Origin of the sequence: Variovorax sp. NFACC27, from assembly GCF_048301545.1 — a bacterium.
GTDB lineage: Bacteria > Pseudomonadota > Gammaproteobacteria > Burkholderiales > Burkholderiaceae_C > Variovorax > Variovorax gossypii.
Genome location: NZ_CP157613.1, coordinates 3,827,202 through 3,850,768, shown reverse-complemented (window position 1 = coordinate 3,850,768; position 23,567 = coordinate 3,827,202). Strand labels below are relative to the sequence as shown.

At 68.3% G+C, this 23,567-nt stretch carries 23 protein-coding genes; 10 read left to right on the top strand and 13 right to left on the bottom strand.

Translation table 11 applies throughout. From position 1 onward, the window contains the following. The first annotated feature begins 5 nt into the window (after positions 1–5). On the top strand, positions 6–434 hold the full coding sequence (locus ABL840_RS18075; RefSeq protein WP_093303322.1) for a GNAT family N-acetyltransferase: 429 nt from the start codon (positions 6–8) through the stop codon (positions 432–434). 6 nt (positions 435–440) lie between these two features. Here the strand turns inward: ABL840_RS18075 and ABL840_RS18070 are convergent, their stop codons facing one another. Both ABL840_RS18070 and ABL840_RS18065 read right to left on the bottom strand, forming a co-directional pair. After that, positions 441–1,934, bottom strand: a complete 1,494-nt coding sequence (locus tag ABL840_RS18070; protein WP_093303170.1) for an MFS transporter — start codon at positions 1,932–1,934, stop codon at positions 441–443. Between the two features lie 68 nt (positions 1,935–2,002). Further along, positions 2,003–2,965, bottom strand: a complete 963-nt coding sequence (locus ABL840_RS18065) for an AraC family transcriptional regulator (RefSeq protein WP_093303167.1) — start codon at positions 2,963–2,965, stop codon at positions 2,003–2,005. Between the two features lie 105 nt (positions 2,966–3,070). On the opposite strand from ABL840_RS18065, the gene ABL840_RS18060 reads away from it, so the two are divergent. Further along, positions 3,071–4,120 (top strand): SDR family oxidoreductase, encoded by a 1,050-nt coding sequence (locus tag ABL840_RS18060; RefSeq protein WP_093303164.1) that lies wholly within the window; start codon positions 3,071–3,073, stop codon positions 4,118–4,120. Positions 4,121–4,123: 3 nt separating this feature from the next. On the opposite strand, the gene ABL840_RS18055 is transcribed toward ABL840_RS18060, so the two are convergent. Next, entirely contained in the window at positions 4,124–5,350 is a 1,227-nt protein-coding gene (locus ABL840_RS18055; protein ID WP_093195250.1) for an SAM-dependent methyltransferase, read from the bottom strand. A 152-nt stretch (positions 5,351–5,502) separates the two neighbouring features. Continuing rightward, positions 5,503–6,495: an AraC family transcriptional regulator gene (locus tag ABL840_RS18050; protein ID WP_093195251.1), complete on the bottom strand. Its 993-nt coding sequence runs from the start codon at positions 6,493–6,495 to the stop codon at positions 5,503–5,505. Positions 6,496–6,762: 267 nt separating this feature from the next. On the opposite strand from ABL840_RS18050, the gene ABL840_RS18045 reads away from it, so the two are divergent. After that, the gene (locus ABL840_RS18045) at positions 6,763–7,815 is read left to right on the top strand and encodes an aldo/keto reductase (RefSeq protein ID WP_093303161.1); all 1,053 of its coding nucleotides are present in this window, start codon (positions 6,763–6,765) and stop codon (positions 7,813–7,815) included. Here the strand turns inward: ABL840_RS18045 and bioD are convergent. The 6 genes from bioD to ABL840_RS18015 form a co-directional block, all read right to left on the bottom strand. Further along, positions 7,798–8,550, bottom strand: coding sequence for a dethiobiotin synthase (gene bioD / locus ABL840_RS18040; protein ID WP_093303158.1), 753 nt, complete (start codon positions 8,548–8,550; stop codon positions 7,798–7,800). The two genes, ABL840_RS18045 and bioD, sit on opposite strands and share 18 nt — an antisense overlap. Further along, positions 8,547–9,779 (bottom strand): 8-amino-7-oxononanoate synthase, encoded by a 1,233-nt coding sequence (bioF, locus tag ABL840_RS18035; protein ID WP_093303155.1) that lies wholly within the window; start codon positions 9,777–9,779, stop codon positions 8,547–8,549. Before bioF ends, bioD begins: the two co-directional genes overlap by 4 nt. Beyond that, a complete protein-coding gene (bioA, locus tag ABL840_RS18030; protein ID WP_093303152.1) occupies positions 9,763–11,145 on the bottom strand; it encodes an adenosylmethionine--8-amino-7-oxononanoate transaminase in 1,383 nt (460 codons plus the stop codon). Before bioA ends, bioF begins: the two co-directional genes overlap by 17 nt. A gap of 306 nt (positions 11,146–11,451) precedes the next feature. Then, positions 11,452–12,318 (bottom strand): NmrA family NAD(P)-binding protein, encoded by an 867-nt coding sequence (locus tag ABL840_RS18025; RefSeq protein WP_093303149.1) that lies wholly within the window; start codon positions 12,316–12,318, stop codon positions 11,452–11,454. Positions 12,319–12,335: 17 nt separating this feature from the next. Continuing rightward, the gene (locus tag ABL840_RS18020) at positions 12,336–12,647 is read right to left on the bottom strand and encodes a plasmid stabilization protein (RefSeq protein WP_093195257.1); all 312 of its coding nucleotides are present in this window, start codon (positions 12,645–12,647) and stop codon (positions 12,336–12,338) included. Positions 12,648–12,757: 110 nt separating this feature from the next. Further along, a complete protein-coding gene (locus ABL840_RS18015; RefSeq protein WP_093303147.1) occupies positions 12,758–13,651 on the bottom strand; it encodes a LysR substrate-binding domain-containing protein in 894 nt (297 codons plus the stop codon). Between the two features lie 165 nt (positions 13,652–13,816). On the opposite strand from ABL840_RS18015, the gene ABL840_RS18010 reads away from it, so the two are divergent. From ABL840_RS18010 to ABL840_RS17985, 6 genes are read left to right on the top strand one after another with little or no spacing between them, the layout of a single operon-like run. Beyond that, complete coding sequence (locus tag ABL840_RS18010) at positions 13,817–14,950, top strand: C45 family autoproteolytic acyltransferase/hydolase (RefSeq protein WP_093303144.1); 1,134 nt, start codon at positions 13,817–13,819, stop codon at positions 14,948–14,950. 14 nt (positions 14,951–14,964) lie between these two features. Continuing rightward, positions 14,965–15,849: a hydrolase gene (locus tag ABL840_RS18005; protein ID WP_093195260.1), complete on the top strand. Its 885-nt coding sequence runs from the start codon at positions 14,965–14,967 to the stop codon at positions 15,847–15,849. A 34-nt stretch (positions 15,850–15,883) separates the two neighbouring features. Beyond that, the gene (locus ABL840_RS18000; RefSeq protein WP_093195261.1) at positions 15,884–16,828 is read left to right on the top strand and encodes an ABC transporter permease; all 945 of its coding nucleotides are present in this window, start codon (positions 15,884–15,886) and stop codon (positions 16,826–16,828) included. Between the two features lie 5 nt (positions 16,829–16,833). Further along, positions 16,834–17,661, top strand: coding sequence for an ABC transporter permease (locus ABL840_RS17995; protein WP_093303141.1), 828 nt, complete (start codon positions 16,834–16,836; stop codon positions 17,659–17,661). Next, positions 17,658–19,355, top strand: a complete 1,698-nt coding sequence (locus ABL840_RS17990) for an ABC transporter ATP-binding protein (RefSeq protein ID WP_093303139.1) — start codon at positions 17,658–17,660, stop codon at positions 19,353–19,355. The genes ABL840_RS17995 and ABL840_RS17990 overlap by 4 nt, the downstream gene beginning before the upstream one ends. A 35-nt stretch (positions 19,356–19,390) precedes the next feature. After that, positions 19,391–20,959 carry an ABC transporter substrate-binding protein gene (locus tag ABL840_RS17985; RefSeq protein ID WP_093303136.1) on the top strand — a complete coding sequence of 523 codons (1,569 nt, stop codon included), beginning with the start codon at positions 19,391–19,393 and terminating at the stop codon, positions 20,957–20,959. An 11-nt stretch (positions 20,960–20,970) separates the two neighbouring features. Here the strand turns inward: ABL840_RS17985 and ABL840_RS17980 are convergent, their stop codons facing one another. From ABL840_RS17980 to ABL840_RS17970, 3 genes are read right to left on the bottom strand one after another with little or no spacing between them, the layout of a single operon-like run. Then, the gene (locus tag ABL840_RS17980) at positions 20,971–21,561 is read right to left on the bottom strand and encodes a DUF4304 domain-containing protein (RefSeq protein ID WP_093303134.1); all 591 of its coding nucleotides are present in this window, start codon (positions 21,559–21,561) and stop codon (positions 20,971–20,973) included. Then, on the bottom strand, positions 21,558–22,178 hold the full coding sequence (locus ABL840_RS17975; protein ID WP_093195266.1) for an alpha-ketoglutarate-dependent dioxygenase AlkB: 621 nt from the start codon (positions 22,176–22,178) through the stop codon (positions 21,558–21,560). The genes ABL840_RS17980 and ABL840_RS17975 overlap by 4 nt, the downstream gene beginning before the upstream one ends. Before the next feature lie 27 nt (positions 22,179–22,205). Then, positions 22,206–23,234, bottom strand: coding sequence for a family 16 glycosylhydrolase (locus ABL840_RS17970; protein ID WP_176947502.1), 1,029 nt, complete (start codon positions 23,232–23,234; stop codon positions 22,206–22,208). Between ABL840_RS17970 and ABL840_RS17965 the strand changes: the two genes are divergently transcribed. Further along, positions 23,137–23,526 carry a hypothetical protein gene (locus ABL840_RS17965; RefSeq protein WP_418116393.1) on the top strand — a complete coding sequence of 130 codons (390 nt, stop codon included), beginning with the start codon at positions 23,137–23,139 and terminating at the stop codon, positions 23,524–23,526. The two genes, ABL840_RS17970 and ABL840_RS17965, sit on opposite strands and share 98 nt — an antisense overlap. Positions 23,527–23,567: the final 41 nt, after the last annotated feature.

Genomic DNA, 23,567 nt, shown 5'->3' with positions numbered 1-23,567 from the left:
CCGCCATGAACATCACCATCTCGCCCGCCACCGACGAGGAACTTCGCTCCGGCGAGCTCGGCCGCAAGCTGCGCCACTACAACTACGGCTTCGTCGGCGAGTATCCCGAGCAGAAGTACATCCGCCTCAACGCGAAGGACGAAAACGGCCGCCTGCTGGGCGGGCTGCGCGGCTTCGTCTTCCTGTACTGGCTCAACATCGAAGTGCTGTTCGTGGAAGAAGACGCCCGGGGCGCGGGTCTCGGCAGCCGGCTGCTGGCCGAGGCCGAGCGGCAGGCCATCGCGCTGGGCGCGACGAATGCGAAGCTCGACACCTTCGAATGGCAGGCGCGCGGCTTCTACCTGAAGCAGGGCTACGAGGAATACGCCCGCATCGACGACTACGCGCCCGGCTTCTACCTGGCGCTCATGAAGAAGTCGCTGCAGGCGCCCTGAAGGGGGCTACTTCGGCGCGGCCTCCCCAGCCGCCACCGCGCGGCTCTCCACCAGCCCTTCCCTGGGCAGCAACAGGGCCAGCGCGATCACGCCCAGGCTCACGACCAGCATCATCACGAAGGTGAGATGCAGCGAGCCGCCCAGCGCGAGCCGGATGCCGGCGTCGCCCGCGACCGAGCCGTGCACGCCCTGCAGCAGCATGCGCAGCTGCTCGTCGCTGAACATCGGCCGCCCATCGCCGTGTGTAAGCCCGAAGTTGAAGACCGCGCCGAAGAAGGCCGCGCCCAGTGCGCTGCCGAGGTTGCGCGAGAACACGTTCGAGGCCGTGGCGACGCCGCGCTGCGCGAGGTCGACGCCCTCCTGGATCAGGATGAGCGAACTCAGGCTCATCACGCCCATGCCCAGTCCGATGATGAAGGAGCCGACCGCAGGCAGCACCGGTGAGCTCCCCGTCCCCAGCAGCACGAACGTCGAAGTGCCCACCGGGATCAGTGCCGCGCCGGCGACCACCATGCGCCACAGGCCGATGCGATGGAAGGTGCGCGAGGTCAGCGTCGCGCCGATGGGCCAGCCCAGCATCACCATCGTGAGCGTGAGGCCGGCCGTGACCGAGGAGCGCTCCAGCACCACCTGCACGTACATCGGCAGGAAGGTGGTGATGCCGATCAGCACCATGCCGGCGAGCATGGCCGCGCCGTTGACGGTGGCGATCATGCGTGCGCCCCACAGGCGCAGCGACACCATCGGGTCGGCCGCGCGACGCTCCTGCGCGATGAAGAGCACCAGCGTGACCACGAAGAGCCCGGCCCACGCGAGCGCCACGCCCGAGTTGCCCACGCCGAATTCGGTGAGCGAGATCATCAGCGCCGCGATGCCGATGGTGAAGAGCACCGCGCCCACCATGTCGATGGACGAGCGCCGCACCGTCGGCGCCTCGTGCAGGAAGAGCCAGAAGCCCGCCGCGGCGGCCAGCCCGATGGGCACGTTGACCCAGAAGATCCACGCCCACGAGAGCTTCTGCACGATGAGCGCGCCGATCATCGGCCCCACCACCGCCGACACCGCCCACACGCTCGCGAGCCAGCCCTGCACCTTGCCGCGCTCGCGCACCGGGTAGAGATCGCCCACGATGGTGAGCGACACCGGCTGGATCGCGCCCGCACCGATGCCCTGGATGAGCCGGAAGCAGATCATGGCCGGCATCGACCACGAGAAGCCCGCCAGCACCGAGCCGATGACGAAGACCGCGATGCCCACGAACATGATGGGCTTGCGGCCGTACAGGTCGGAGAGCTTGCCGAACACCACCGTCATCGCGGTCTGCGCCAGCAGGAAGGAGGCGAACACCCAGCTGTAGAGATGCAGACCTCCCAGCTCGGAGGCGATCTGCGGCATCACGGTGGAGACGATGGTGGCTTCTATGGCCACCATCGCCATGGAGGCCATGATCGAGGCGATGACCAGTGGGCGGCTTGTTGTTCTTTGGGGCGTGGAGGTCATGAGCCGTGCATGCTATAGACGGCATGAGCCCCTGTCCCCCGCTCGGGCTCTCGGGCGTGGCCCGTTCCTCAGGCTGGGCTAAGACTGGCCTCCGGCAGACTCTTCGCTTCGGCCTTCGCGGCATCGCGATAGCGCTTGGGCGACACGCCCACGCTGCGCTTGAAGGCGTTGCTGAACGCGCTTTCCGAGGTGTAGCCGAGCGACAGGCCCAATGCGAGCAGCGACGTTGTGCCCTCGCGCAGGCCCTGCTCGGCCAGGCGCATGCGCCAGTTGTGCAGGTAGGTCAGCGGCGGCACGCCGGCCGCGGCCTTGAAGCGCGTGGCGAAGGTGGTGCGCGACATGGCCACAGCATGCGCCAGCTCTTCCAGCTGCCAGGCCCTGGCCGGATCGCCGTGCATCAGCCGCAGCGCGGGCGCGATGCGCGGATCGCCGAGCGCGCGCAGCCAGCCGGCGGGCAGCGCATCGGGTTGCGATTGCGCCATGTGCGCGCGCAGCAGCTGCACGAACATCAGCTGCGCGAGCTGGGCCGACGCGACACCGGCACCGGGCAGTTCGCCTTCGCGCTCGCGCACGATCTGGTCGAGCAGCCATTGCAGCACCGGGGCCTGCGGCGACGAGGCCCTTGCGTGGATCCACGGCGGCAGCATGTCCGCCAGCAGCGCGCCGGCGTGCGGGTCGAGCCTGATCTTTCCGCCGATCTGTACGTGGTCCTCGCCTTCCCCGAAACGCGCGATGCCGCTGAAGCCGCCGGTCAGCAGGCTGGCCGCCTCCACCGGAGGCAGGTCCGGGTCGCTCGCCACCACGAAGGGCCTGCACTGCGAGAACAGCACCACGTCGCCGGCCTCCACCCGCAAGGGCTCCTGCTCGCCCTCGGCCATGAACCAGCACACGCCCTTCACCACCGCGAAGAACTTGATGTAGTCGAAGGCCGGGAAGCGCACCGACCACGGGCCGCCCATCGAGAACACGGCCGAGACGACGGTCTGCGCCTTGGTCAGCCGGATGATTTCGGAAAAGGGGTCTGCGCTCATTTCCGGACTATCGCGCAAAAAAAGCGCACTGGAGCGCATTCATCGTTTGATTCCTCGAGCCTAGAGTCGGGGCCAAGGAAGAACACGCCCCATAGAACACGACCCATGAATCCATCGCCCCTCGCACCTTCATCGACCGTTCTCGTCACCGGCGGAACCGGCTTCGTCGCCGGCTGGTGCATCGCCGAGCTCCTGCGGCGCGGCTACACGGTACGCACCACCGTTCGCAGCCTTTCGAAGGAAACCGGCGTGCGCGCCAGCGTCGCATCCGTCGTTGCCGGCGCCGACGACCGCCTGAGCTTCCACGTTGCCGACCTCACCAGCGACAGCGGCTGGGACGCGGCCGTCGCCGGCTGCGACTACGTGCTGCACGTGGCCTCGCCGCTGGGCAACGACTCGCCCTCGGGCACCGATGCGCTGCTGGCGCCCGCCCGCGACGGCACCCTGCGCGTGCTGCGCGCCGCGACCCGTGCCGGCGTGAAGCGCGTGGTAATGACCTCGTCGCTCGCCGCTGCCACGCCCTCGCGCAGCAACGAAGGGGCCGTAGCCGACGAGAACGTCTGGACCGACCTGAACGACACCGGCAAGACCAACGCCTACCGGATGTCCAAGGCCATCGCCGAGCGCGCGGCCTGGGACTTCATGAAGGACCATGGCGGCGAGACGACGCTCTCCACCGTGCTGCCCGGCGCGGTGTTCGGCCCGGTGATGGGCTCGCAGAACCTCGGCTCGGTGCTGGTGATCGGCCGCATTCTCGGCGGCAAGCTGCCGGGCAATCCGCGCATCGGCTTCAGCATCGTCGACGTGCGCGACCTCGCCGACCTGCACGTCCGCGCCATGACCGCGCCCGAGGCAGCGGGCCAGCGCTTCATCGCCATCCGCGACTTCATGTGGATGGCCGACATCGCGGGCGAACTGCGCGCCCGGCTCGGCGAGCAGGCCCGCAAGGTGCCGACGCGCACGCTGCCCGACTTCGTGCTGCGCCTTGCCGCGGTGTTCGACAAGGCGCTGCACAACGTCACGCCGCTGCTGGGCCGCAAGCTGAGCTTCAGCTCGGCGAAGGCGCAGCAGGTGCTCGGCTGGGCGCCGCGCCCCGCGAAGGCCACGGTGGTCGACTGCGCGCGCAGCCTGATCGAGGCCGGCGTCGTCGCCTGAAGCTCAGGCCAGCGCCGAGGTGCCGTCGTAGATGTAGCGGCGCGACCAGGGCAGCGTCTTCGCCGCCCTGCCCGCCTTGCGCCCGACGATCTGGTAGATCGCCACGTCGTCGTTCTCGAAGGCATAGGCGCAGCCCGCGAGGTACACGCGCCAGATGCGGAACTTCTCTTCGTCGACGAGCGCGCGCGCCTTGTCGCTGTTGGCCTCGTAGGAATCGCTCCAGCAGCGCAGAGTCTGCGCGTAGTGGCGACGCAGGTTCTCCACGTCGAAGGCCTCGAGGCCGCCCTGCTGCATGGCCTGCAGCGCGAGGCTTATGTGCGGCAGCTCGCCGTTGGGGAACACGTAGCGGTCGATGAAGTCGCCGCCGCCGTACGACACGCCGCCGCCCTCGGGGTCGGACGAGGTGATGCCGTGGTTCATCACCACGCCGTCGTCGGCCAGGAGCTCCTGCACGTGCCTGAAGTACGTCTGCAGGTTCTTGCGCCCCACGTGCTCGAACATGCCGACGCTGGTGATGCGGTCGAACTGGCCGGTCACGTCTCGGTAGTCCTGCAGGCGGATCTCGATGCGGTCTTCCAGGCCCGCGGCGCGCACACGCTCGGTCGCGAGGTCGAACTGGTTCTGCGACAGCGTCACGCCCACGCAGCGCGCGCCGAACTTCTGCGCCGCGCGGATCACCAGCGCACCCCAGCCGCAGCCGATGTCGAGCAGGGTCTGGCCCGGCTTCAGCTCGATCTTGGTGAGGATGTGGTCGATCTTCTTCAGCTGCGCGGTGGCGAGGTCTTCGTCGCCGTTCTCGAAGTAGGCGCACGAGTACACCATGTTCGGGTCGAGCCAGAGCTGGTAGAACTCGTTGGAAACGTCGTAGTGATACTGGATGGACTTCTTGTCCGAGGACTTGGTGTGCGTGAAGTAGCGCGCCATGTTCTGCAGCGCGCCGCCGGGCTTTTCCATCGACGTCCTGGCCAGGCCGTAGGCGATGTCGATCACGTCGCTGAGCTTGCCTTCGATGTCGATCTTGCTCTTGACGTAGGCCTCGCCCAGGTTGTCGAGCGTGGGCTGCAGCATCAGCGACAGCGCCGCGGGCGACTTCACGTGCAGCGTGACGGAAGGTCCGCTGAAGTTGCCGAAGTCGAAGGACTGGCCATCCCACAGGGTGAGCCGCGCCGGCAGGTTGGCGCGTTCGCGCACGCCGGCGCTCCACTGCGCCAGCTTCTTTTCCCAAAGCATGCATTTCTCCGTGTTGTTGAGTTCTCCCGTCCGGACGGGTGCGTCGCTGCAGCGGGCAAAACAATAACGAAGTTCCGCCGAACGTGCATGGTCACGTCAGCGCAAGAAATCGCAGCAAGTGCTAGAAGGGGGCGGCACGCAATGCCCGAATTTCAGGCGGCTTCCATCGACGCCGCGCCCATCGCGTCGTTGCCCGCCTCGCCCAGCCAGCGGCGCTTGTCGCGCAGCGGCGGCGCACCGAACATGCGGCCGTACTCGCGCGCGAACTGCGAGGTGCTTTCGTAGCCCACGCTGTGCGCGGCGCTCGCCACGTCGGCGCCGGCGATCAGCATCTGGCGCCGCGCCTCCTGCAGCCGCAGCTGCTTCTGGTACTGCAGCGGGCTCATCGCGGTCACGGCCTTGAAGTGATGGTGGAACGACGACACGCTCATGTGCACCGCCCGCGCCATGTCTTCCACCCGCAGCGACTGGGCGTAGTTCATGCGCAGCGCGCTGATGGCCTTGGTGATGCGCTGCGTGTGGCTGTCCTGCAAGGCGATCTGCCGCAGCCGCGCGCCCTCTCCGTTGACCAGCAGGCGATACATGATCTCGCGCTTGATGAGCGGCGCAACGATGGGCACGTCCTCCGGCGTGTCGAGCAGCCGCAGCAGGCGCAGCACCGGCTCCAGCACGGGCATGGCGATGCGGTTGACGTACATGCCGCGCGAGGCCGGCGCGTTGGCCTTGGCGGGCAGCTTCTCGTCGCCGATGAGGTCGCCGATCTCGTCGAGGGCCAGTTCCAGCCTCACGCCCAGGTAGGGCTCGCTCTCGCTCGTCACGCAGACCTGGCCGCACACCGGCAGGTCGACCGAGGTGACGAGGTAGTGCATCGGGTCGTACACGTAGATGTCGTCGCCCACGATGATCCGCTTGGAGCCCTGCGCGATGAGCCCCAGCGCCGGGGACGCGAAGCCGTGCTTGGGCCCTTCGGGCTTGCGGATGCAGAACACCTGCAGGCCGGGCACGGCCGTGACGACCGTGCCCTCCTGGCCTCGGGTGATGTGCTCGATGAGCGCCACCAGTTCCTTGCGGGCGTCGTCGAGTTCGGGTTCCAGCGGCATCGGCTGGGCGATGGCGGCTGCGATTTCGGGTGTTTCGTCGGACATGTTCGGGCACCTTGTCACGATGGGGCCGGCAGGAACCGGCAGGCAGGGGCGGATTGCCCCCTGGAGGAATGAGCGGATCGGAGCTTAGCGCCGCTCTCCCCGCTTCGCACGCGCCGCGGGGGAGGTCTGGAGAAATAGGCAAGACCTTTGCAGGAACGCGCGCGCCGGCGGCCGGGCCGCGGCGGGATACTTTTTCAGGCCTTCCGTGCTCCTGCGGCATCTACCGGACCGGGCACGGACGCCTCCATCGCAAAGGAACATTTCTCCATGCAGTACCGCAAATTCGGCCGCACCGGCCTTTTCGTTTCCGAACTGTGCCTCGGCACCATGACTTTCGGCGGCTCCTCCGGCATCTGGGGCCAGATCGGCAACCTCCAGCAGTCAGAAGCCGAGGGGCTGATCGGCCGCTCGCTGGACGCCGGTATCAACTTCATCGACACGGCGGACGTGTATTCCGAAGGCCAGTCCGAAGTCATCACTGGCCAGGCGCTGAAGAACCTCAAGGTGCCGCGCGACAGCTTCGTGCTGGCCACCAAGGTGCTGGGCGAAACCGGCAGCAAGGGCGTCAACTCCGCCGGCGCCTCGCGTTTTCACATCATGGACGGCGTGAAGGCCAGCCTGCAGCGCCTGCAGCTGGACCACATCGACCTGTACCAGATCCACGGCTTCGACCCCGTCACGCCCATCGAGGAAACCGTGCACGCGCTCGACAACCTGGTTCGCCAGGGCCACGTGCGCTACGTGGGCGTCTCGAACTGGGCGGCCTGGCAGATCGCCAAGGCGCTGGGCATCGCCGAGCGCGACCGGCTGGCGCGCTTCGAGTCGCTGCAGGCCTACTACACCATCGCCGGGCGCGACCTGGAGCGCGAGCTGGTGCCGCTGCTGCGCAGCGAGAACGTCGGCCTGATGGTGTGGAGCCCGCTGGCGGGCGGCCTGCTGAGCGGCAAGTACGGCCGCGACACCGAAGCGGAGAAAGGCAGCCGCCGCACCACCTTCGACTTTCCGCCGGTGAACGTCGAACGCGCCGACGACTGCATCGACGTGATGCGCCAGCTGGCGGAAGCACGCGGCGTGTCGGTCGCGCAGATCGCGCTGGCATGGCTGCTGCACCAGCAGGTGGTGACCAGCGTGATCATCGGCGCCAAGCGCGCCGAGCAGCTGGACGACAACATCGCGGCCACCGCCATCAAGCTCACGGCCGACGAGCTCGCCACGCTGGACAAGGTGAGCGCGCTGCCGGCCGAATACCCCGGCTGGATGCTCGAGCGCCAGGGCGGCGTGCGCGGCAAGCGGCTGGAAGAGTCAGGCCGCCGCGGCTGAGGCCGTCGTCTCCGACGTCTCCCGCATCGGGTGACGCGCGGCATGCGCCGCCGTCGCCCGCAGCGCGCGCAGGTCGATGTGGCGGGCGGCGCCGGCCGCATCGGGCCGCTCCAGGTGCGGCACGATGCCGAGCAAGGGCGCGCCGATCCGCGCGCGCAGGGTCTGCAGGTTGGCCTGCGGCGCGAGCATCGACGGATCGACCATGCTCGCCACCCAGCCCGCCAGCACCAGCCCTCGGGCGCGGATGGCCTCGGCGCTCAGCAGCGCATGGTTGAGGCAGCCCAGCCGCAGGCCGACCACCAGGATCACGGGCAGGCCCAGTGCCACGGCCAGGTCGGCGCTGTCGAGGTCGTCGCCAAACGGCACGCAGAAGCCGCCCACGCCCTCCACCACTACGGCATCGGCACGCGCCGAAAGCTCGTCGAACGCCGAAAGCATCGGCTGCAGCTCGATGCGCACGTCTTCCTGCCGCGCCGCGAGGTGTGGCGACATCGGCGCGCGCAGCAGGTACTGGCAACGCAGCGCCAGCGGGGCATCGACGTTGCCGGCGGCGCGCAGCTGCTCCACGTCTTCGTTGCGCCATTCACCGTCGATTTCTTCCAGCCCCGCCGCCACCGGCTTCATGCCGACCGCGCGCAGGCCCGAGCCGGCCAGCAGGCTCAGCATGGCGCTGCTGACGAGCGTCTTGCCGATGCCGGTGTCGGTGCCGGTCACGAACCACGCCCGGTGCGTCATGCGGCTTCCTTCGCAGGCCGGAACAGGGCCTCGCCCAATGCATCGACCAGCCGCGCGACATCGCCTTCGCCGTGGCTGGCCGACAGCGCGATGCGCAGCCGCGCGGTGCCTGCCGGCACGGTGGGCGGGCGGATCGCTCCGACGCGCAGGCCGTGGCCGTCGAGCTGCGCCATGATCCGCATCGCGCGTGCGTTGTCGCCCACGATCAGCGGTTGGATCGCAGTGGGCGACTCGGCCAGCCATGCGCTGCCGTCCGCCGGCAGCACCGCCTTCAGGCCGCTGCGCAACTGCGCGATGCGCGCCAGCAGCCGGGCGCGACGCTCAGCGCCCTCCTCGCCCTCGATGAGCGCCAGGCTCGCAAGCAGCGCATGCGCAACCGCCGGCGGTGCGGCCGTGGTGAAGATGTACGGCCGCGCGCGCTGCACCAGATAGTCGACGACGGTGCGGTGCGCCGCCACGAAGGCACCCGACACGCCCGCCGCCTTGCCCAGCGTGCCGACCAGCACCAGCCGCTCGGAGCGCAGGCCCAGGGCTTCGGGTACGCCGCGCCCCGTGGCGCCGAGCACGCCGAAGCCGTGCGCGTCGTCGATCACCAGCCATGCGTCGTGCCGCTCGGCCAGCGCGAGCAGTTCGGGCACCGGCGCGATGTTGCCGTCCATGCTGAACACCGCGTCGCTCACGATGATCTTCACCGGCGCATCGCAGCTGGCGAGCTGGGCGTCGAGCGCGGCCACGTCGCAATGCGGATAGCGCTCGACGCGCGCCTTGGCGAGCCGCGCGCCGTCGATCAGCGAAGCGTGGTTGAGCGATTCCGAGAAGATGACCGCATCGGCCCCGCCCAGCGCCGACAGCACCGCGAGGTTGGCCATGTAGCCGGTGCAGAAGAACAGGCTTCGCGCCTGCGGGATGAAGGGCGACATCCAGTCCGCGAGCCTTTCCTCGAGCTGCGCGTGGGCGCGCGAGTGGCCGAGGATCAGGTGCGAGCCGCCGCTGCCCGTGCCGTAGAGCGCGGCGCCTTCGGCCCATGCCTTGGCGAGCGCCGGATGCGCCGCGAGGCCGAGGTAGTCGTTGCTGCTGAAGCCGAGCATGGTGCGCGGCGCGGCGGCGCCTGCCAGCGTGAGGGTCTGCTCCGGCGCGCAGGCTGTTTCGGCAATCTGCCTCCTGCGGCGCAGCGACATGGCATCGAGCGCGTCGATCTCTTCCTGCAGGCGGTCAAGCAAGCGCGACATCGTGGGTTCCTTCCTTCGGGTTGTTTTCCATGGTGGCCTTCAGCGTGGCCAGCGTGCCGTCGACCAGCCGGTCGATCTCGCCGTCGCCTATCGCGTAGGGCGGCATCAGGTACACGGTGTTGCCGATCGGCCGCATCAGCAGCCCCTGCGCGCGCGCTGCCAGGTGGAAGCGCTCGGCGAAGCGCGCACCCGGCTCGCGCACGTCGAAGGCGGTGATCATTCCGCGCTGCCGCAGGTGGTCTACAGGCTGGCCTTTGAGCCCGTCGCGCAGCCGCTGCAGCAGCCGGGCCGCGCGGTCGCGGTTGCGTCGCAGCGCGTCTTCCGACTCGAACAGGTCGAGCGTGGCCAGCGCAGCACGGCAGGCCAGCGCGTTGCCGGTGTATGAATGCGAATGCAGGAAGCTGCGCGCCGCGTCGTCGTCGACGAAGGCGTCGTGAATGGCGTCGCGCGTCATCACCAGCGCGAGCGGCAGATAGCCGCCGCTGATGCCTTTCGACAGGCAGAGGAAGTCGGGCCAGATGCCAGCCTGCTCGCAGGCGAAGAAGCTGCCGGTGCGCCCGCAGCCCACCGCGATCTCGTCGGCGATGAGGTGCACGCCGTGGCGGTCGCACAGGGCGCGTACGAGCCGCAGGTACTCGGGATCGTGCATCGCCATGCCGGTAGCGCACTGCACCAGCGGCTCGACGATCACGGCGGCGATGGTGCCGTGCTGTTCGGCCAGCAGCGCCTCGAGTTCGGCGGCCGCGCGGCGTGCGACATCGGCCGCGCCCTCGCCCGCACGTGCGTTGCGCGCGTTGGGCGAGGCGACCAGGTGCGCGTTCGCGAGCAAGGGCGCATAGGCGTCGCGGAACACCGGTACGTCGGTCACGTGCAGCGCGCCCAGCGTTTCGCCGTGATAGCCCTGCTTCAGCGCGACGAAGCGCCGCTTGCCGCTACGACCCGCGTTGCGCCAGAAGTGGAAGCTCATCTTCAGCGCGATCTCCACCGCCGAAGCGCCGTCTGACGCATAGAAGCAGTGGCCCAGCGCCAGCCCCGTGAGCGCGGAGAGCCGCTCGGCCAGCTCCACCGCGGGCGCGTGCGTGCAGCCGGCGAGCATCACGTGCGACAGCGTGTCGAGCTGCTGCTTCAGTGCGTCGTTGATCGCGGGATGTGCGTGCCCGAAGAGATTGACCCACCACGAACTGGTGGCGTCCATGTAGCGCCGGCCTTCCTGGTCGAAGAGCCACACGCCCTCGCCGCGCGCGATGGGCAGCGGCGGCACCGCTTCGAGCCGGATGCTCTGCGTGCACGGATGCCAGACGTGGAGCCGGCTGCGCCGCTGCAGATCGGCATTGGAGGATGAGGAGAAAGCAGTCTTCGGAGGCACCCGCGCAGTCCTTTCGTGAGGGCAAGGCGCGGGATCGTATAGACGCGTTCACGGGGCGGCAAACCACCGCGCCGCGCGTGAAATGACGGGCCGATCAGCGACGTTCAGCGGCGTAGCGCCCGCGTTGGGAGCAACGTCGCGGAACAAGCCGGCTTCCTGCGTTCGCGGCTGCGTGGCGGGAAAACGCAAGTTGTCCGGCTGGCGCCAGAAACAGGTCATGAATGTCCGGTTTCCGGGCCTTCGCGGCGAAGCAAGCGGATTTCGGACATGCACGATGGCTGGTTTCAGCAGCCCGCGCCAGGCAGCTCAGCCCGAGCTCTTTCTAACCAGTGCCACGATGTAGTCGCGCAGCGGAATCTCGCCTCGCACGGGCTTCACGGGCGGCTCGTAGTGCTCGTCCAGCGTGGCGCGCGTCATGGCGGCGTACGACCTGGCGGCGGCACCGGAAAAACCCAGCGACTCGAACGCCTGCTCCAGTTGCGCACGCGGCGTCTCGACCAGTTCCACCGGCTTTCCCAGCGCCTCCGAAAAAGCCCGCGCCACGTCGCCGGGCGAATAGCGCTGCGGCCCTTCGACATGGTGCGGCCCGGAGGATTCGGCCGGGCCGAGCATCAGCTTCGCGGCGAACTGGCCGAGATCGTGCGGCGCCACCATCGGCAGCCTGAAGTCGGCGGGGAACATGCTGTAGACCTTGCCCTCCTTGCGCGCGGTGTCCAGCGAGGCGTCCCAGTTGCTCATGTAGTAGGCGGCGCGGATGGCGCTGAACGGCACCGGCCCGGCACCCAGCGCCTGTTCCATGTCGTACAGCACGCCCAGGTCGCCAAGGCCTTCGCCGGGCTGCGCTCCGTAGGTCGACTCTGCAACGATCTTCTCGGGCCTGCAGCCTTCGAGCGCCGAAAGAATGGCGCGCAGGCTCCTGTGCTCCTCGGCCACCGTGTCGGTGGCCGGCGCCGCAGGCGGGTTCAGCACGAAGACGCGATGTCCGCCCATGAAGATGCGGTGCAACGCGTGCGTGTCGAACACGTCGGCCTGCACCACGTGCGCGCCCTTGGTACGCAGGGCCTCGGCCTTGTGCGCGTCGCGCGTGACCACCGTTACCGGCTCGCTGCGCTCGAGCAGGGCCTGAGCCAGCGCCGAGCCGACGTGGCCGGTCGCTCCGAGGATGATGTGCATCGGCGGCTCCCGTCGGTTCAGCCGCGCTTCTCGGCGTTGCGCTTGCGCGTGGCGGCGGCCTTCTTCGCCGAGGCCGACCGCTCGGCCGCCGTGCGGTGCGCCGCTGCCGCGCCGCCCAGCCTTCCGCCCTTGCGCGAAGGCCCGTGGTTCTCGGCCTTGCCTCGGCCGGAGCCGCTCTTCTTGCCGCCGCCGGTCTCGGCATTCACCGTGGCCCAGGCGCGGCGCTCGGCCTCGCCCTTGCCCACGCCGCGATGCTCGTAGCCTTTCTCGATGTGTTCGGCCTGTCGCTTCTGCTTGTCCGTGTAGGACGACTTGTCGCCTCTGGGCATGCCTTGCTCCTGCGGTTGGTTGAGGAGCTTCCATGCTGGGCGCGCCGCGCGCGCCGTGGGTAAGAAGACGCGCGCGCCGGGCGTCAGCGTTGTCCGGCGTTCCCCTGCACTCAGGAGCTCGGCTTCATGCGCCGCAGGTGCGCCAGCATCTCCTCGCGGACCACGCCGGTGATGTGGCTGCGCCGCCCGTTCTCCAGCATGCCGACGCGACGCGCCACCGGCCTGCCGGGCAGCTGCAGCACGCTCAGCGCCGGATCGCTCTCCCAGTCGAAGTTCTTCAGCAGCGGCACCATGCTGAAGCCGACGTTCTTGCGTACCAGCTCGGCAATGGCCAGCAGCGAGTTGAGCTCCAGGAACTCCTTGGGCACCAGCTGCAGGCGCCGCAGGATGCGGTCGATGCGCGCGCCGGTGGGCGTGCGCCGGTCGAAGCGGATGAAGGGCTGGGTCGCGAACAGGGTCGCGATGCTCGCGTCCGGCGAGGCGATGCTCGAGTTGGCAAGTACCGTGAGCGTCTCGTCGTAACACGGCGTCCACAGCAGGCCCGGCGCCTCGGGCCATTGCCGCTCGACGACCACGGCCGCATCGAGCTCGCCGCTCACCACGTCCTGCATCAGCTGGGTCTGCTCCCGCACGCGCAGCTCGACTTCGAGGTTCGGATGCAGCGACTTGAGCTGCGCCAGCGTGCTCGACAGCAGGCCCATGGCGGTGATGAGCGAGCCGAGCTTGATGGTGCCCGCGATCTGCCGCTGGTCCTGCAGGTCGCGGCGCATGGACTCGTACTGCGCGAGCAGCTCCTCGGCGCGCGGCAGCAGCAGATGCCCCGCAGGGCTCAGCACCATGGTGCGGCCCGTCTTGTCGAACAGCGTCTTCTTCAGCTCTGCCTCGAGCGCGCGCATCTGCTGGCCCACGGCCGCCTGGGTGAGCGCGACCTGGTCGGCCGCCGCCGCGAAGGAACCGCCGCGGGCCGCGGCGACGAAGGTGCGAAGGAATCGGATGCTGCTCATGCCCGGGCACGCATTGGCGAATAAGAAAGAATTTGTTTATTAATTCTAAATATTTTTTAAATTTATTTTTTCCTGTGCTTGCAAAACAATGCGGGCCAAGGTCGTCGCCTTAGCGCCTTCAGGCGGCAGGCAGATGACAGGATCACCCCGAAAAGCAAGCACTCCATGACCGCCCTCCAATACTTTCCCCTTGTCGATGTTTCCGGTACGCCACGCGAGCGCGGCCTGCAGCACGGCCGCGCCGTGCCCGAGCGCGTGGCCGGCGGCGTCGCGCTCTACCGCGCGCAGCTCGGCCGCCGCGGCCTGGACGACGCCACCATCCGCCGCCTGGCGCAATCGATGCTCCCGCTGATCGAGGCCTACGACGCGAGCTACCTCGAGGAGATGCGCGGCATCGCCGAAGGCGCGGGCGTGCCGCTCGAAGACATCGTGATGATCAACTGCCGCACCGAGATGCTCTTCGGCTACGCCGACATGAAGCGCTCCCCCGAACCCGCTGCGGATGCGCCCCCCTCGGAGGACGGTGACTGCACCGGCCTCGTCGTGCTGCCCGCGCGCTCGGCCACCGGCCGCCTGATGCACGCCCACAACTGGGACTGGCGCCAGGAATGCGTGGACACCGGCATCGTGCTGCGCATCCGCAACGCCGGCGGCCCCGACATGCTCACCTTTACCGAGGCCGGCGCGCTCGCGCGGCACGGCTTCAACAGCAACGGCGTGTCGCTCACCGGCAATTCGCTGACCTGCCATGAAGACTTCCAGAAAGGCGCCGGCGTGCCGCTCGTGCTGCTGCGCCGCCGCGTGCTGGAAGCCGCGAACCTCGCGCAGGCGATGAAGACCATCTGGGCTTCCAAGCGCTACTGCGCCAACAACATGATCCTGGCCCAGTCCACCGGCAACGACGGCTCGGGCATCAGCCTCGAGACCTCGCCCGGCGAGATCTTCTGGACCTTGCCCGAGAACGACCTGCTGGTGCACGCCAACCACTGGATGTCGCCCGCCGCCGTCGTGAAGCTGCGCGACCCCGGCCTGCCGCAGCGGCCCGACAGCATCTACCGCCAGCACCGCGTGGAGAACGCCCTGCGCCGCGCCGGAGACCGCATCGACTGGAGCCACGTCAAGGCCGCGCTGGCCGACGAGTTCGGCAAGCCCGACGGCGTGCTGCGCACACCGAAGCCGGCCGACTTCAGCAGCATCTCGGCCACCGTCGCCACCACGCTCATGGACGCGGCCAACCGCGTCATGTGGGTGGCGCGCAAGCCCTACGAAGCCCGCAATTTCCAGGAATACACGCTCTGATCGCCCCGCACTCCATGAACACCAGCACTCCCGCCGAAGCACCCACGGCCTTTGCCGACCAGCGCGCCCGCGCCATCTACGACCTGGGCCCCAGCACCATCTACGCCTCGCGCAGCGACCCGCGCTTTTCCTACTGCACCTACGTGCCCGAGCACGTCGGCAAGCCCGGCACGCGGCCGATGCAGCTGGTGGTGGTGGTGCACGGCACCGGCCGCGCCTTCGTCAACTACCGCGAGGCCTTCAGCGGCTTCGCCAGGTGGAACGACTGCATCGTGCTGTGCCCGCTGTTCCCGGCCGGCGTGCGCGGCGACGGCAACCGCGACGGCTTCAAGCACCTGATCGAGGCCGACATCCACTACGACCGCATCCTGCTGGACATGGTCGAAGAAGTGGCGGAGAAGTTCGGCTGCGACTTCAGCCGCTTCGCCCTCTTCGGCTATTCGGGCGGCGGCCAGTTCGCCAACCGCTTCGCGATGCTGCACCCCGAGCGCCTGTGGGCCGTGTCGATCGGCGCGCCGGGCTCGGTCACGCTGATCGACCCCGAGCAAGGCTGGTGGGTGGGCACGAAGGATTTCGCGGACCGCTTCGGCAAGCCGATGAACCTCGAGGCCCTGCGCCGCGTGCCGGTCCACATGATCGCCGGCAAGGCCGACATCGAGACCTGGGAGATCACGCACCGCGAGGGCGGCAAGTACTACATGCCCGGTGCCAACGATGCCGGCCGCACCCGGCCCGAGCGGCTGGAAACGCTGCGCCGCTCCTTCGAGGCGGCGGGCGTCAAGGTGAGCTTCGACCTGCTGGACAACGTGCCGCACAACGGGCTGGCCTGCGTGGACCACGTGCAGGACTTCTTCGCCCAGGCGCTGCAGGCGGTGCGCGCAGCGCCGTCCCCGGCCTGAGGCCACCGCAGGCAACGACCAAGGAAGACTGCACATGTTCCGCTTCGCAGCCTCCCGCATCGCGATGGCGATCCCCACACTGCTGATCGTGGCGGTGTCGGTGTTCGTGCTGATACGGCTGATTCCCGGCGACCCCGCGCAGCTGCTGCTGGGCGACCTCGCCACGCCCGCCAGCCTGGCCGAGCTGCGCGAGCGCCTCGGCCTCGACCGCTCCGTGCCGGCGCAGTTCGGCATCTGGTTCGGCCACGTGCTGCAGGGCGACCTGGGCACGTCCATCAACACCGGGCAGGACGTGCTCTCGCTCGTGACCGACCGCTTTCTCATCAGCGGCCGCATCGTGCTGGTGGCCGTGGCGCTGGCCGCGATGGTGGCTGTGCCCGCCGGCATGATCGCCGCGTGGAAGCAGAACCGCTCGCCCGACCTGCTGCTGGTGGGCGCGGCGACGCTGCTGGTGTCCATTCCGACCTTCTGGCTCGGCCTGCTGCTTCTGCTGCTGTTCGGCCTGAAGCTGGGCTGGCTGCCGGTGGTGGGCTACGTGGGCATTTCCGAAGACTGGAAGAACGGCCTGCTCTATCTGGTGCTGCCGATACTCACGCTGTTCCTGCACGAGATCGGCGTGCTGATGCGCATGGCGCGCGCCAGCACGCTCGAGGTGCTGCGGCTGGACTACATCACCCATGCGCGCGCCAAGGGCCTGTCGGAGCGTGCGGTGCTGATGCGCCATGCCTTCCGCAACGCCTTCGGCCCGACCTGGACGCTGATCGGCCTGGTGCTGGGCAACCTGCTCGGCGGCATCGCGGTGGTGGAGACGGTGTTCACCATTCCGGGCCTGGGCCGGCTGCTGGTCGACGCGATCTTCGCGCGCGACTACCCGGTGATCCAGGGCTGCCTGCTCTTCGTGGCGGTGATCTACGTGGTGGTGAACCTCGTCATCGACCTTTGCTACCCCTTCTTCGACCCTCGAGTGGCCGTCGAATGACAACGATGAAACGCAAGAAGCGCATTCCCCTCAACGCACTGATCGGCATCGCCATCGTCGGCCTGATCGTGGCCGCGGCGCTCGTCAGCCTCGTGTGGACGCCGCACGATCCGCTGCGCATCAACTTCGGCTCGCGCCTGAAGCTGCCCGGCGGCGCCTTCCCGCTGGGCACCGACGAATTCGGCCGCGACGAGCTCTCGCGACTCATGGCCGGCGCCGCCACCAGCGTGTGGATCGCGACGCTGACGGTCGGCTTCTCGATCGTGATGGGCAGCATCGTCGGCGTGCTGACGGGCTTCCTGCGCGGCTGGACCGACCGCATCGTGATGGCCTTCAACAACGCGCTGCTGGCCTTTCCGGGCCTGCTGCTGGCGCTGGGGCTGCTCGCGGTGGTGGGCGCGAACCAGTACGGCATCGTGCTGGCGCTCGGGCTGGCCTACACGCCCTCGGTGACGCGCATCGTGCGCGGCACGGTGCTGTCGCTGCGCGAGAAGGAGTTCATCGAATCCTCGCGCGTGCTGGGCAACTCCGAGCTCTACACCATGGTGCGCCACGTGCTGCCCAACTGCACCGCGCCGCTCACGGTGCTGGCCACGTCGATGTTCGGCTGGGTGATATTGGCCGAGAGCGCGCTGTCCTTCCTCGGTCTGGGCGTGCCGCCGCCGGCACCCACCTGGGGCAACATGCTCGCTTCTGCCCGCCCGTTCATGGCGCAGGCCAGCTATCTCTCGATTCTTCCGGGCCTGTGCATCGCGCTGACGCTGCTGGGCATCAACCTGCTGGGCGACGCGGTGCGCGACTGGCTCGATCCGCGCATGAAGGGCGTCCAATGAGTTCACAGGCAACCCCACTGGTCAGCGTGGAAGGGCTGACGATCACCGTCGGCGCCGGCGGGCGAGAGATCGTGCGCAACGTGTCCTTCGACATCGCGCCGGGCGAGATGGTCGGCATCGTCGGCGAATCGGGCAGCGGCAAGACGCAGGCCGCGCGCGCCGTCATGGGACTCACGCCCCCGCCGCTGGTGCGCGCCGCCGGGCGCATCCTGTTCGAGGGCGAAGACCTGGCACAGGCGAAGCCGGCGCGGCTGCGCGAACTGCGCGGCGCGCGCGTGGGCATGGTGTTCCAGGAGCCGATGACCTCGCTGAACCCGTCGATGACCATCGGCAGGCAGCTCGGCGAAGCGCTCGCGCTGCACCGGCGCAACCTGTCGCCGGCAGTACGGCAGGAACGCATCCTCGACATGCTGGCGCGCGTCGGCATCCGCGACCCCAAGGGCACGCTCGATGCGTGGCCGCACGAGTTCTCGGGCGGCATGCGGCAACGGATGATGCTGGCCTCGGTGATGCTGCTGGAGCCCGCGCTGCTCATCGCCGACGAGCCCACCACCGCGCTCGACGCCGTGGTGCAGCGCGATGTGCTGGAACTCATGGTCGGCCTCACGCGCGAACACAGCACCGCCGTGCTGATGATCAGCCACGACCTGCCGATGGTGGCCCGCTTCACCCAGCGCATGGTCGTGATGCGCCACGGCGAGGTGAAGGAAACCGGCCGCACCGACGAGATGCTCGAACGTCCGAAGCACGAATACACCCGCGAGCTGCTGCAGGCCATGCCCCGCCGCCTGCCCGCGCGGCAGGTGACCGACCAGGCACCGGTGGTCGAGGTGCGCAACCTGGTGGTCGACTACGCGGGTCATCGCCGCCTGTTCGCCAAGGCCACGCCCAAGCGAGCGCTGCACGGCATCGACCTCGTCGTGCGGCCGCGCGAGGTGGTCGCGGTGGTCGGCGGCTCGGGTTCCGGCAAGACCACGCTGGGCCGCACCATCGCCGGGCTGCTCAAGCCCAGCGGCGGCGAGATCCTCTTCAACGGCCGGCCCATCCTGCGCTCCGACGCCGGCTGGTCCGACTACCGGCTGCAGTGCCAGATGGTGTTCCAGGACCCGTACGCCTCGCTCGATCCGCGCATGACCATCGGCCAGCTCGTGGGCGAAGGCCTGCGACTGGTCAAGGGCATGCCGGCGCCCGACAAGGCCCGCCGCGTGCAGGAGGTGCTCGACGAAGTGGGCCTGGGCACGGGCTTCGCGCAGCGCTACGCGCACGAACTCTCGGGCGGGCAACGCCAGCGCGTGGCCATCGCGCGCGCTATCGTGCGGCGGCCGAGCTTCGTCATTGCCGACGAGCCGGTGTCGGCACTCGACGTGACGGTGCGCGCGCAGGTGCTGGAGCTGTTCGCCGAGCTGCAGAAGCGCCACGGTTTCTCGTGCCTCTTCATCAGCCATGACCTCGGCGTGGTCGAGCAGGTCGCCGACCGTGTGATCGTGATGCAGGACGGCCGCATCGTCGAGCAGGGCTCGCGCGACACCGTGTTCGATGCGCCGCAGCAGGACTACACGCGCAAGCTGCTGTCCGCCATTCCGGCGCTGGAGCCGACAACCGGCGGCGGCGTGCGGCTGCGCTGGCGCTTCGGGGCCGAGTCCCCTGCCCCGGCCACCGTTACGGCCTCTCCGTCCGCCCCGGCCTTCGCCTGATTTCCTTTCTTGTCATCGCACCGCAGGAGTTCCTCATGTCCCGCTTCTTCAACTTCCGCCACGCCGCCATCGCGGCAGCCTGCCTTGCCGCATCGGGCGCCTTCGCGCAGACCAGCATCACCGTGGCCCAGCCCGCCGACATCCGCTCCACCAACCCCGGCGTGAACCGTGACAACACCACCGACGGCGTGGTGCTCAACATCGTCGAGGGGCTGGTCGGCTATCGCATGGACGGCAGCGTGGGCCCGCTGCTGGCGCAGTCGGTCGACGTGTCGAAGGACGGCCTGACCTACACCTTCAAGCTGCGCAAGGGAGTGAAGTTCCACAACGACGCCCCGCTGACCTCCGCCGACGTGGCCTGGAACTGGAAGCGCTACATGGACCCGAAGACCGACTGGCGCTGCACCGCCGAGTACGACGGCCGCAACGGCCTGAAGGTGGTGGAAACCACCACGCCCGACGACAGCACCTTCGTGATGAAGATCAACAAGCCTTCGGCCGTGTTTCTCGACACGCTCGCGCGCACCGACTGCGGCATGACGGCCATCCTGCACAAGAGCTCGGTGAAGGCCGACGGCAGCTGGGACAAGCCCGTGGGCACCGGCCCCTTCAAGTTCGTCGAGTGGAAGCGCGGCGAATACGTCACGCTGGCGGCCTTCAAGGGCTACACCTCGACGCCCGGCGCCACCAAGTCCGACGGATACGTCGGCCTGAAGGCGCCGCTGGTGGACTCGGTGAAATTTCTCGTCGTGCCCGACGCGGCCACCGCGGCGGCGGGCCTGAAGTCCGGCGCCATCGACGCCGGCCAGATCACGGCGAGCGACGCGCAGGAGCTCAAGAACGACCGCAACCTCACGGTGCAGGCACCGCCCCAGGCCGTCAAGAACGTGCTGTTGATCCAGACGCGCGACCCGCTGCTGAAGAACCAGAAGCTGCGCCAGGCGATCGCGGCCTCGCTCGACATCGAACAGATCGCGGCGGCCGCTTCCGAGGGGCTGGGCTCGGTCAACAACTCCGCCATCCACAAGGGCTCGGCCTTCTACAGCGCCGCCCAGAAGAAGGGCTGGCGCTACGACCCCGCGCAGGCCGCGAAGCTGCTGCGCGAGGCCGGCTACAAGGGCGAGAAGATCACCATCCAGACCAACAAGCGCGCCCACGTGCCCAGCTATACGGTGGCGGTGCTGGCGCAGGCCATGATGCAGTCGGTGGGCATCAATGCGCAGATCGAGGTGCTCGAATGGGCCACGCAGCTCGACCGCTACAACAGCGGCAACTACCAGATGAGCTCGTTCAGCTATTCCTCGCGCCTCGATCCGGCGCTGAGTTACGAGCAGTTCTCGGGCCCGAAGGACAAGCAGGCGCGCAAGGTGTGGGACGACCCGCAGGCGCAGAAGCTGATCGACGAGAGCTTCGCCGAGTCCGACCCGAAGAAGCGCCAGGTTCTCTTCGACCAGATCCACGCGCTGATGATCCAGCAGGTGCCGATGGTGATGCTGTTCAACGACCTCGACGCATGGGCCGTGCGCAAGCGCGTGAGCGGCTTCGCGGTGTGGGAAGGCAAGCCGCGCCTCTGGGGCGTTTCGGTCGCCGCTGCGCGCAGCTAGCGCGCTGCCGCTCAGGCCGGCAGGACCTTGGCGAGGTCCGCCTTCAGGCTCGTGGCGCGTTCCGGCGCGCGCGCCAGGCCGGCGTCGACCAGCGCCTGCGCCCGCTCGCGGTCGCCCAGGTGCACCGCGATGCGCGCGAGATGCAGCGCCGTTCGCGCGTGGATCTGGCCCGGATCGGTTTCGCGCAGCATCTGCTCGAAGCTCTGCGGGTAGCTGCCATGCCGGGCGAAGAAGGCACGGCCCGGGCCGGCCCATTCGCTCACGATGAATTCCACGTTTTCCTCGGCCTGCTCCTTCGACGTGCCGTAGGCCCAGCCGAAGGCCGGTCCGGGCGGCGGCTCCATGCGGTCGCGGAAGACGCAGCCTGCCTCCTCCATCTCCTCGGGCGCCACCGTGCCGCCGCCTTCGCTCGGCAGGAAGGCCAGGTGCGCGCCGAGGTTGAGGTAGCAGGCCTTGCCGCCGCTCGCGCCCTGCACGTTGAACACATGGATCAACGGCCCGTCGATGCGGCGCAGCGTCTGGCCGGAGCCCTGGAAGCCTTCGGCCTTCAGCACGGGATACAGCTTCTGCGAGAGCAGCTTGAGGAAAGTGGTGCGGTTCATGTGCGGGACAGCCTCCGGGTACGCAAGGTGATCGAGTATCGCAAGGCCTTCGTCGGCGCGATGGCGTGCTGCCACTCCCAGCGAGCCGGACCGCGCAGCAGGTACACGGAGCGCGGCTCGATCAGGAATTCGAGCGTGGCGGGCCCCGATGCCGGCGCGCCGCGCACGTAGGGCCGGAACTGCATCACCGCGTCGTCTTGCAGCGAGACGCCGATGATGTCCTCGAAGTCCGGCACGTCGCGGTGCCAGCCCAACGGCGTGCCGGGCCGGTACTCGGCGATCAGCATGTGGGTGAGTTCCTCGGGCGCCATGCCGGCCCACGCCGCTGCCTTCGCCCGCAGCGGATGCAGCGCTTCGGGCAGCGGCGCGCCGGGCTTCAGGCGGTTGGTGTCGAAGTCGTAGCTGCCGCCGAAGCTGGTGCCCCGGCGCCGCGCCGTGTATTCCTTGTAGCGCATCTCCTTGAGCGGCAAGGCCTGCACGATGCGCAGCAGCCCGGCTTCTTCCTCGCGCGACAGGAACCCGCTTTCATAGCGCAGTCCCTCGATGGCGGCCACCGGCGCCTCGCCGAACAGATCGGGTTGGCCGGCATGTTCGAGGCGTCTGGTGGCGCGCGTCATCTGGTCTGTCTTCTTACCGTCAAGCCGCTACGGTCGCCACACGCGAACCCAGTCGACTTCCATGGTCGCGTTGGTGCTCGCGCCCAGCGGGCCGTAGCCGCCGGGCGGAATGAGGCCCGCCCAGCCGCCGTTCTTGATCTCGCAGGTGAGCTTGATGTATTCGTCGTTCAGGGAAATGCCTTCCTTGATGGTCGCGTACGGCGTCTCCGCGCCGTCGAGGTAGAACTGGTATCCCTCCGGCGTCCAGAGCACACCCACCGTGTGCCAGCTGGAGAACGACTGCTTTTCCGGCAGCCGCTGCGGACCGCTGCCGCGGGAGATCGTCTTTCCGTTCTCGTAGCCGTTCCAATGCACCGCGCTCGAGAACTCGTTGCTGATGTCCGCTGCGTTGTCCTTCGAAACCGCCCGGTGCTCGATGATGTCGACTTCCACGCCGGCGGCCGGATTCGGCGGCTCGGCCGCCCTGTTGGCCTGGGACATCAACCAGACCGCTCCCCACTGCCCCGGCCTGGATGCGAAACGGACGCTGGCCTCGATGTATCCGAAGCGGAATTCGTAGAGACCTCTGGTGATCAGCCACCCCGTGTGGTGCCTGCCGGTCGACGAGTCCGTGTAGGTCGAGATCTTCAGGACGCTGTTCTCGACTTTCACGGCTTCGACCGTCTGGAATGCGTCGTCGCGAACGTTGGTGCCCAGGCTCCACCTGGCGCGGTCTACGGCACTGCCCTCGAACTCGTCGTGCCATGCGAGCTTGTAGCCATCCGCCGACTTGGGCGCATGCGACACCACCAACTGAGTGCTTGATCGCGCCGTTCCTCCGGCCGTCCGGACGGAGATCTCGCCGGTCTTGGCCGACTCGGGCACGGTCGCTGAAATCTGGCTCACGGAGTCGACGCGGAGCTTCGTCGCAGGCACCCCGCCGAAACTGACGAAGGTATTCGAGTCGAATTCGGCACCCGTGATGACAATTACGTTTCCTCGTATTGCAAGGGCCGGAGAAAAAGAATGGATGACCGGATTTTTTGCCAGAGGCGGTGGTGGCGGCGATGTGGCCAAGGTTTGCGTTGATGCGGTCGAAGATGTGTTTTCTGCAGCCGGATTTGTTACTGGAAGCGAAAAACTCCCGCCGTTTACGCTGCCGCCAGAATTCCCTCCTCCGCATCCGGCAACAACTGAAGTTCCCAATAGCGCCGTCGCAGTTCGCGCCCCCGTTTGCAGAAATTGCCTGCGTGATTTCTCCGCGGCCACCGGTTGCTCAATCGAGCGATTTGATTCCATGGAAAGCTTTCCTCCTTGCGTGAATTTGCCTTCCAATTTTAATTTCCCCTCAAACCTCCCAATAAGATAACAATTCAATTTGTCATTTAGGCCTGCACACCCTCTTGAATT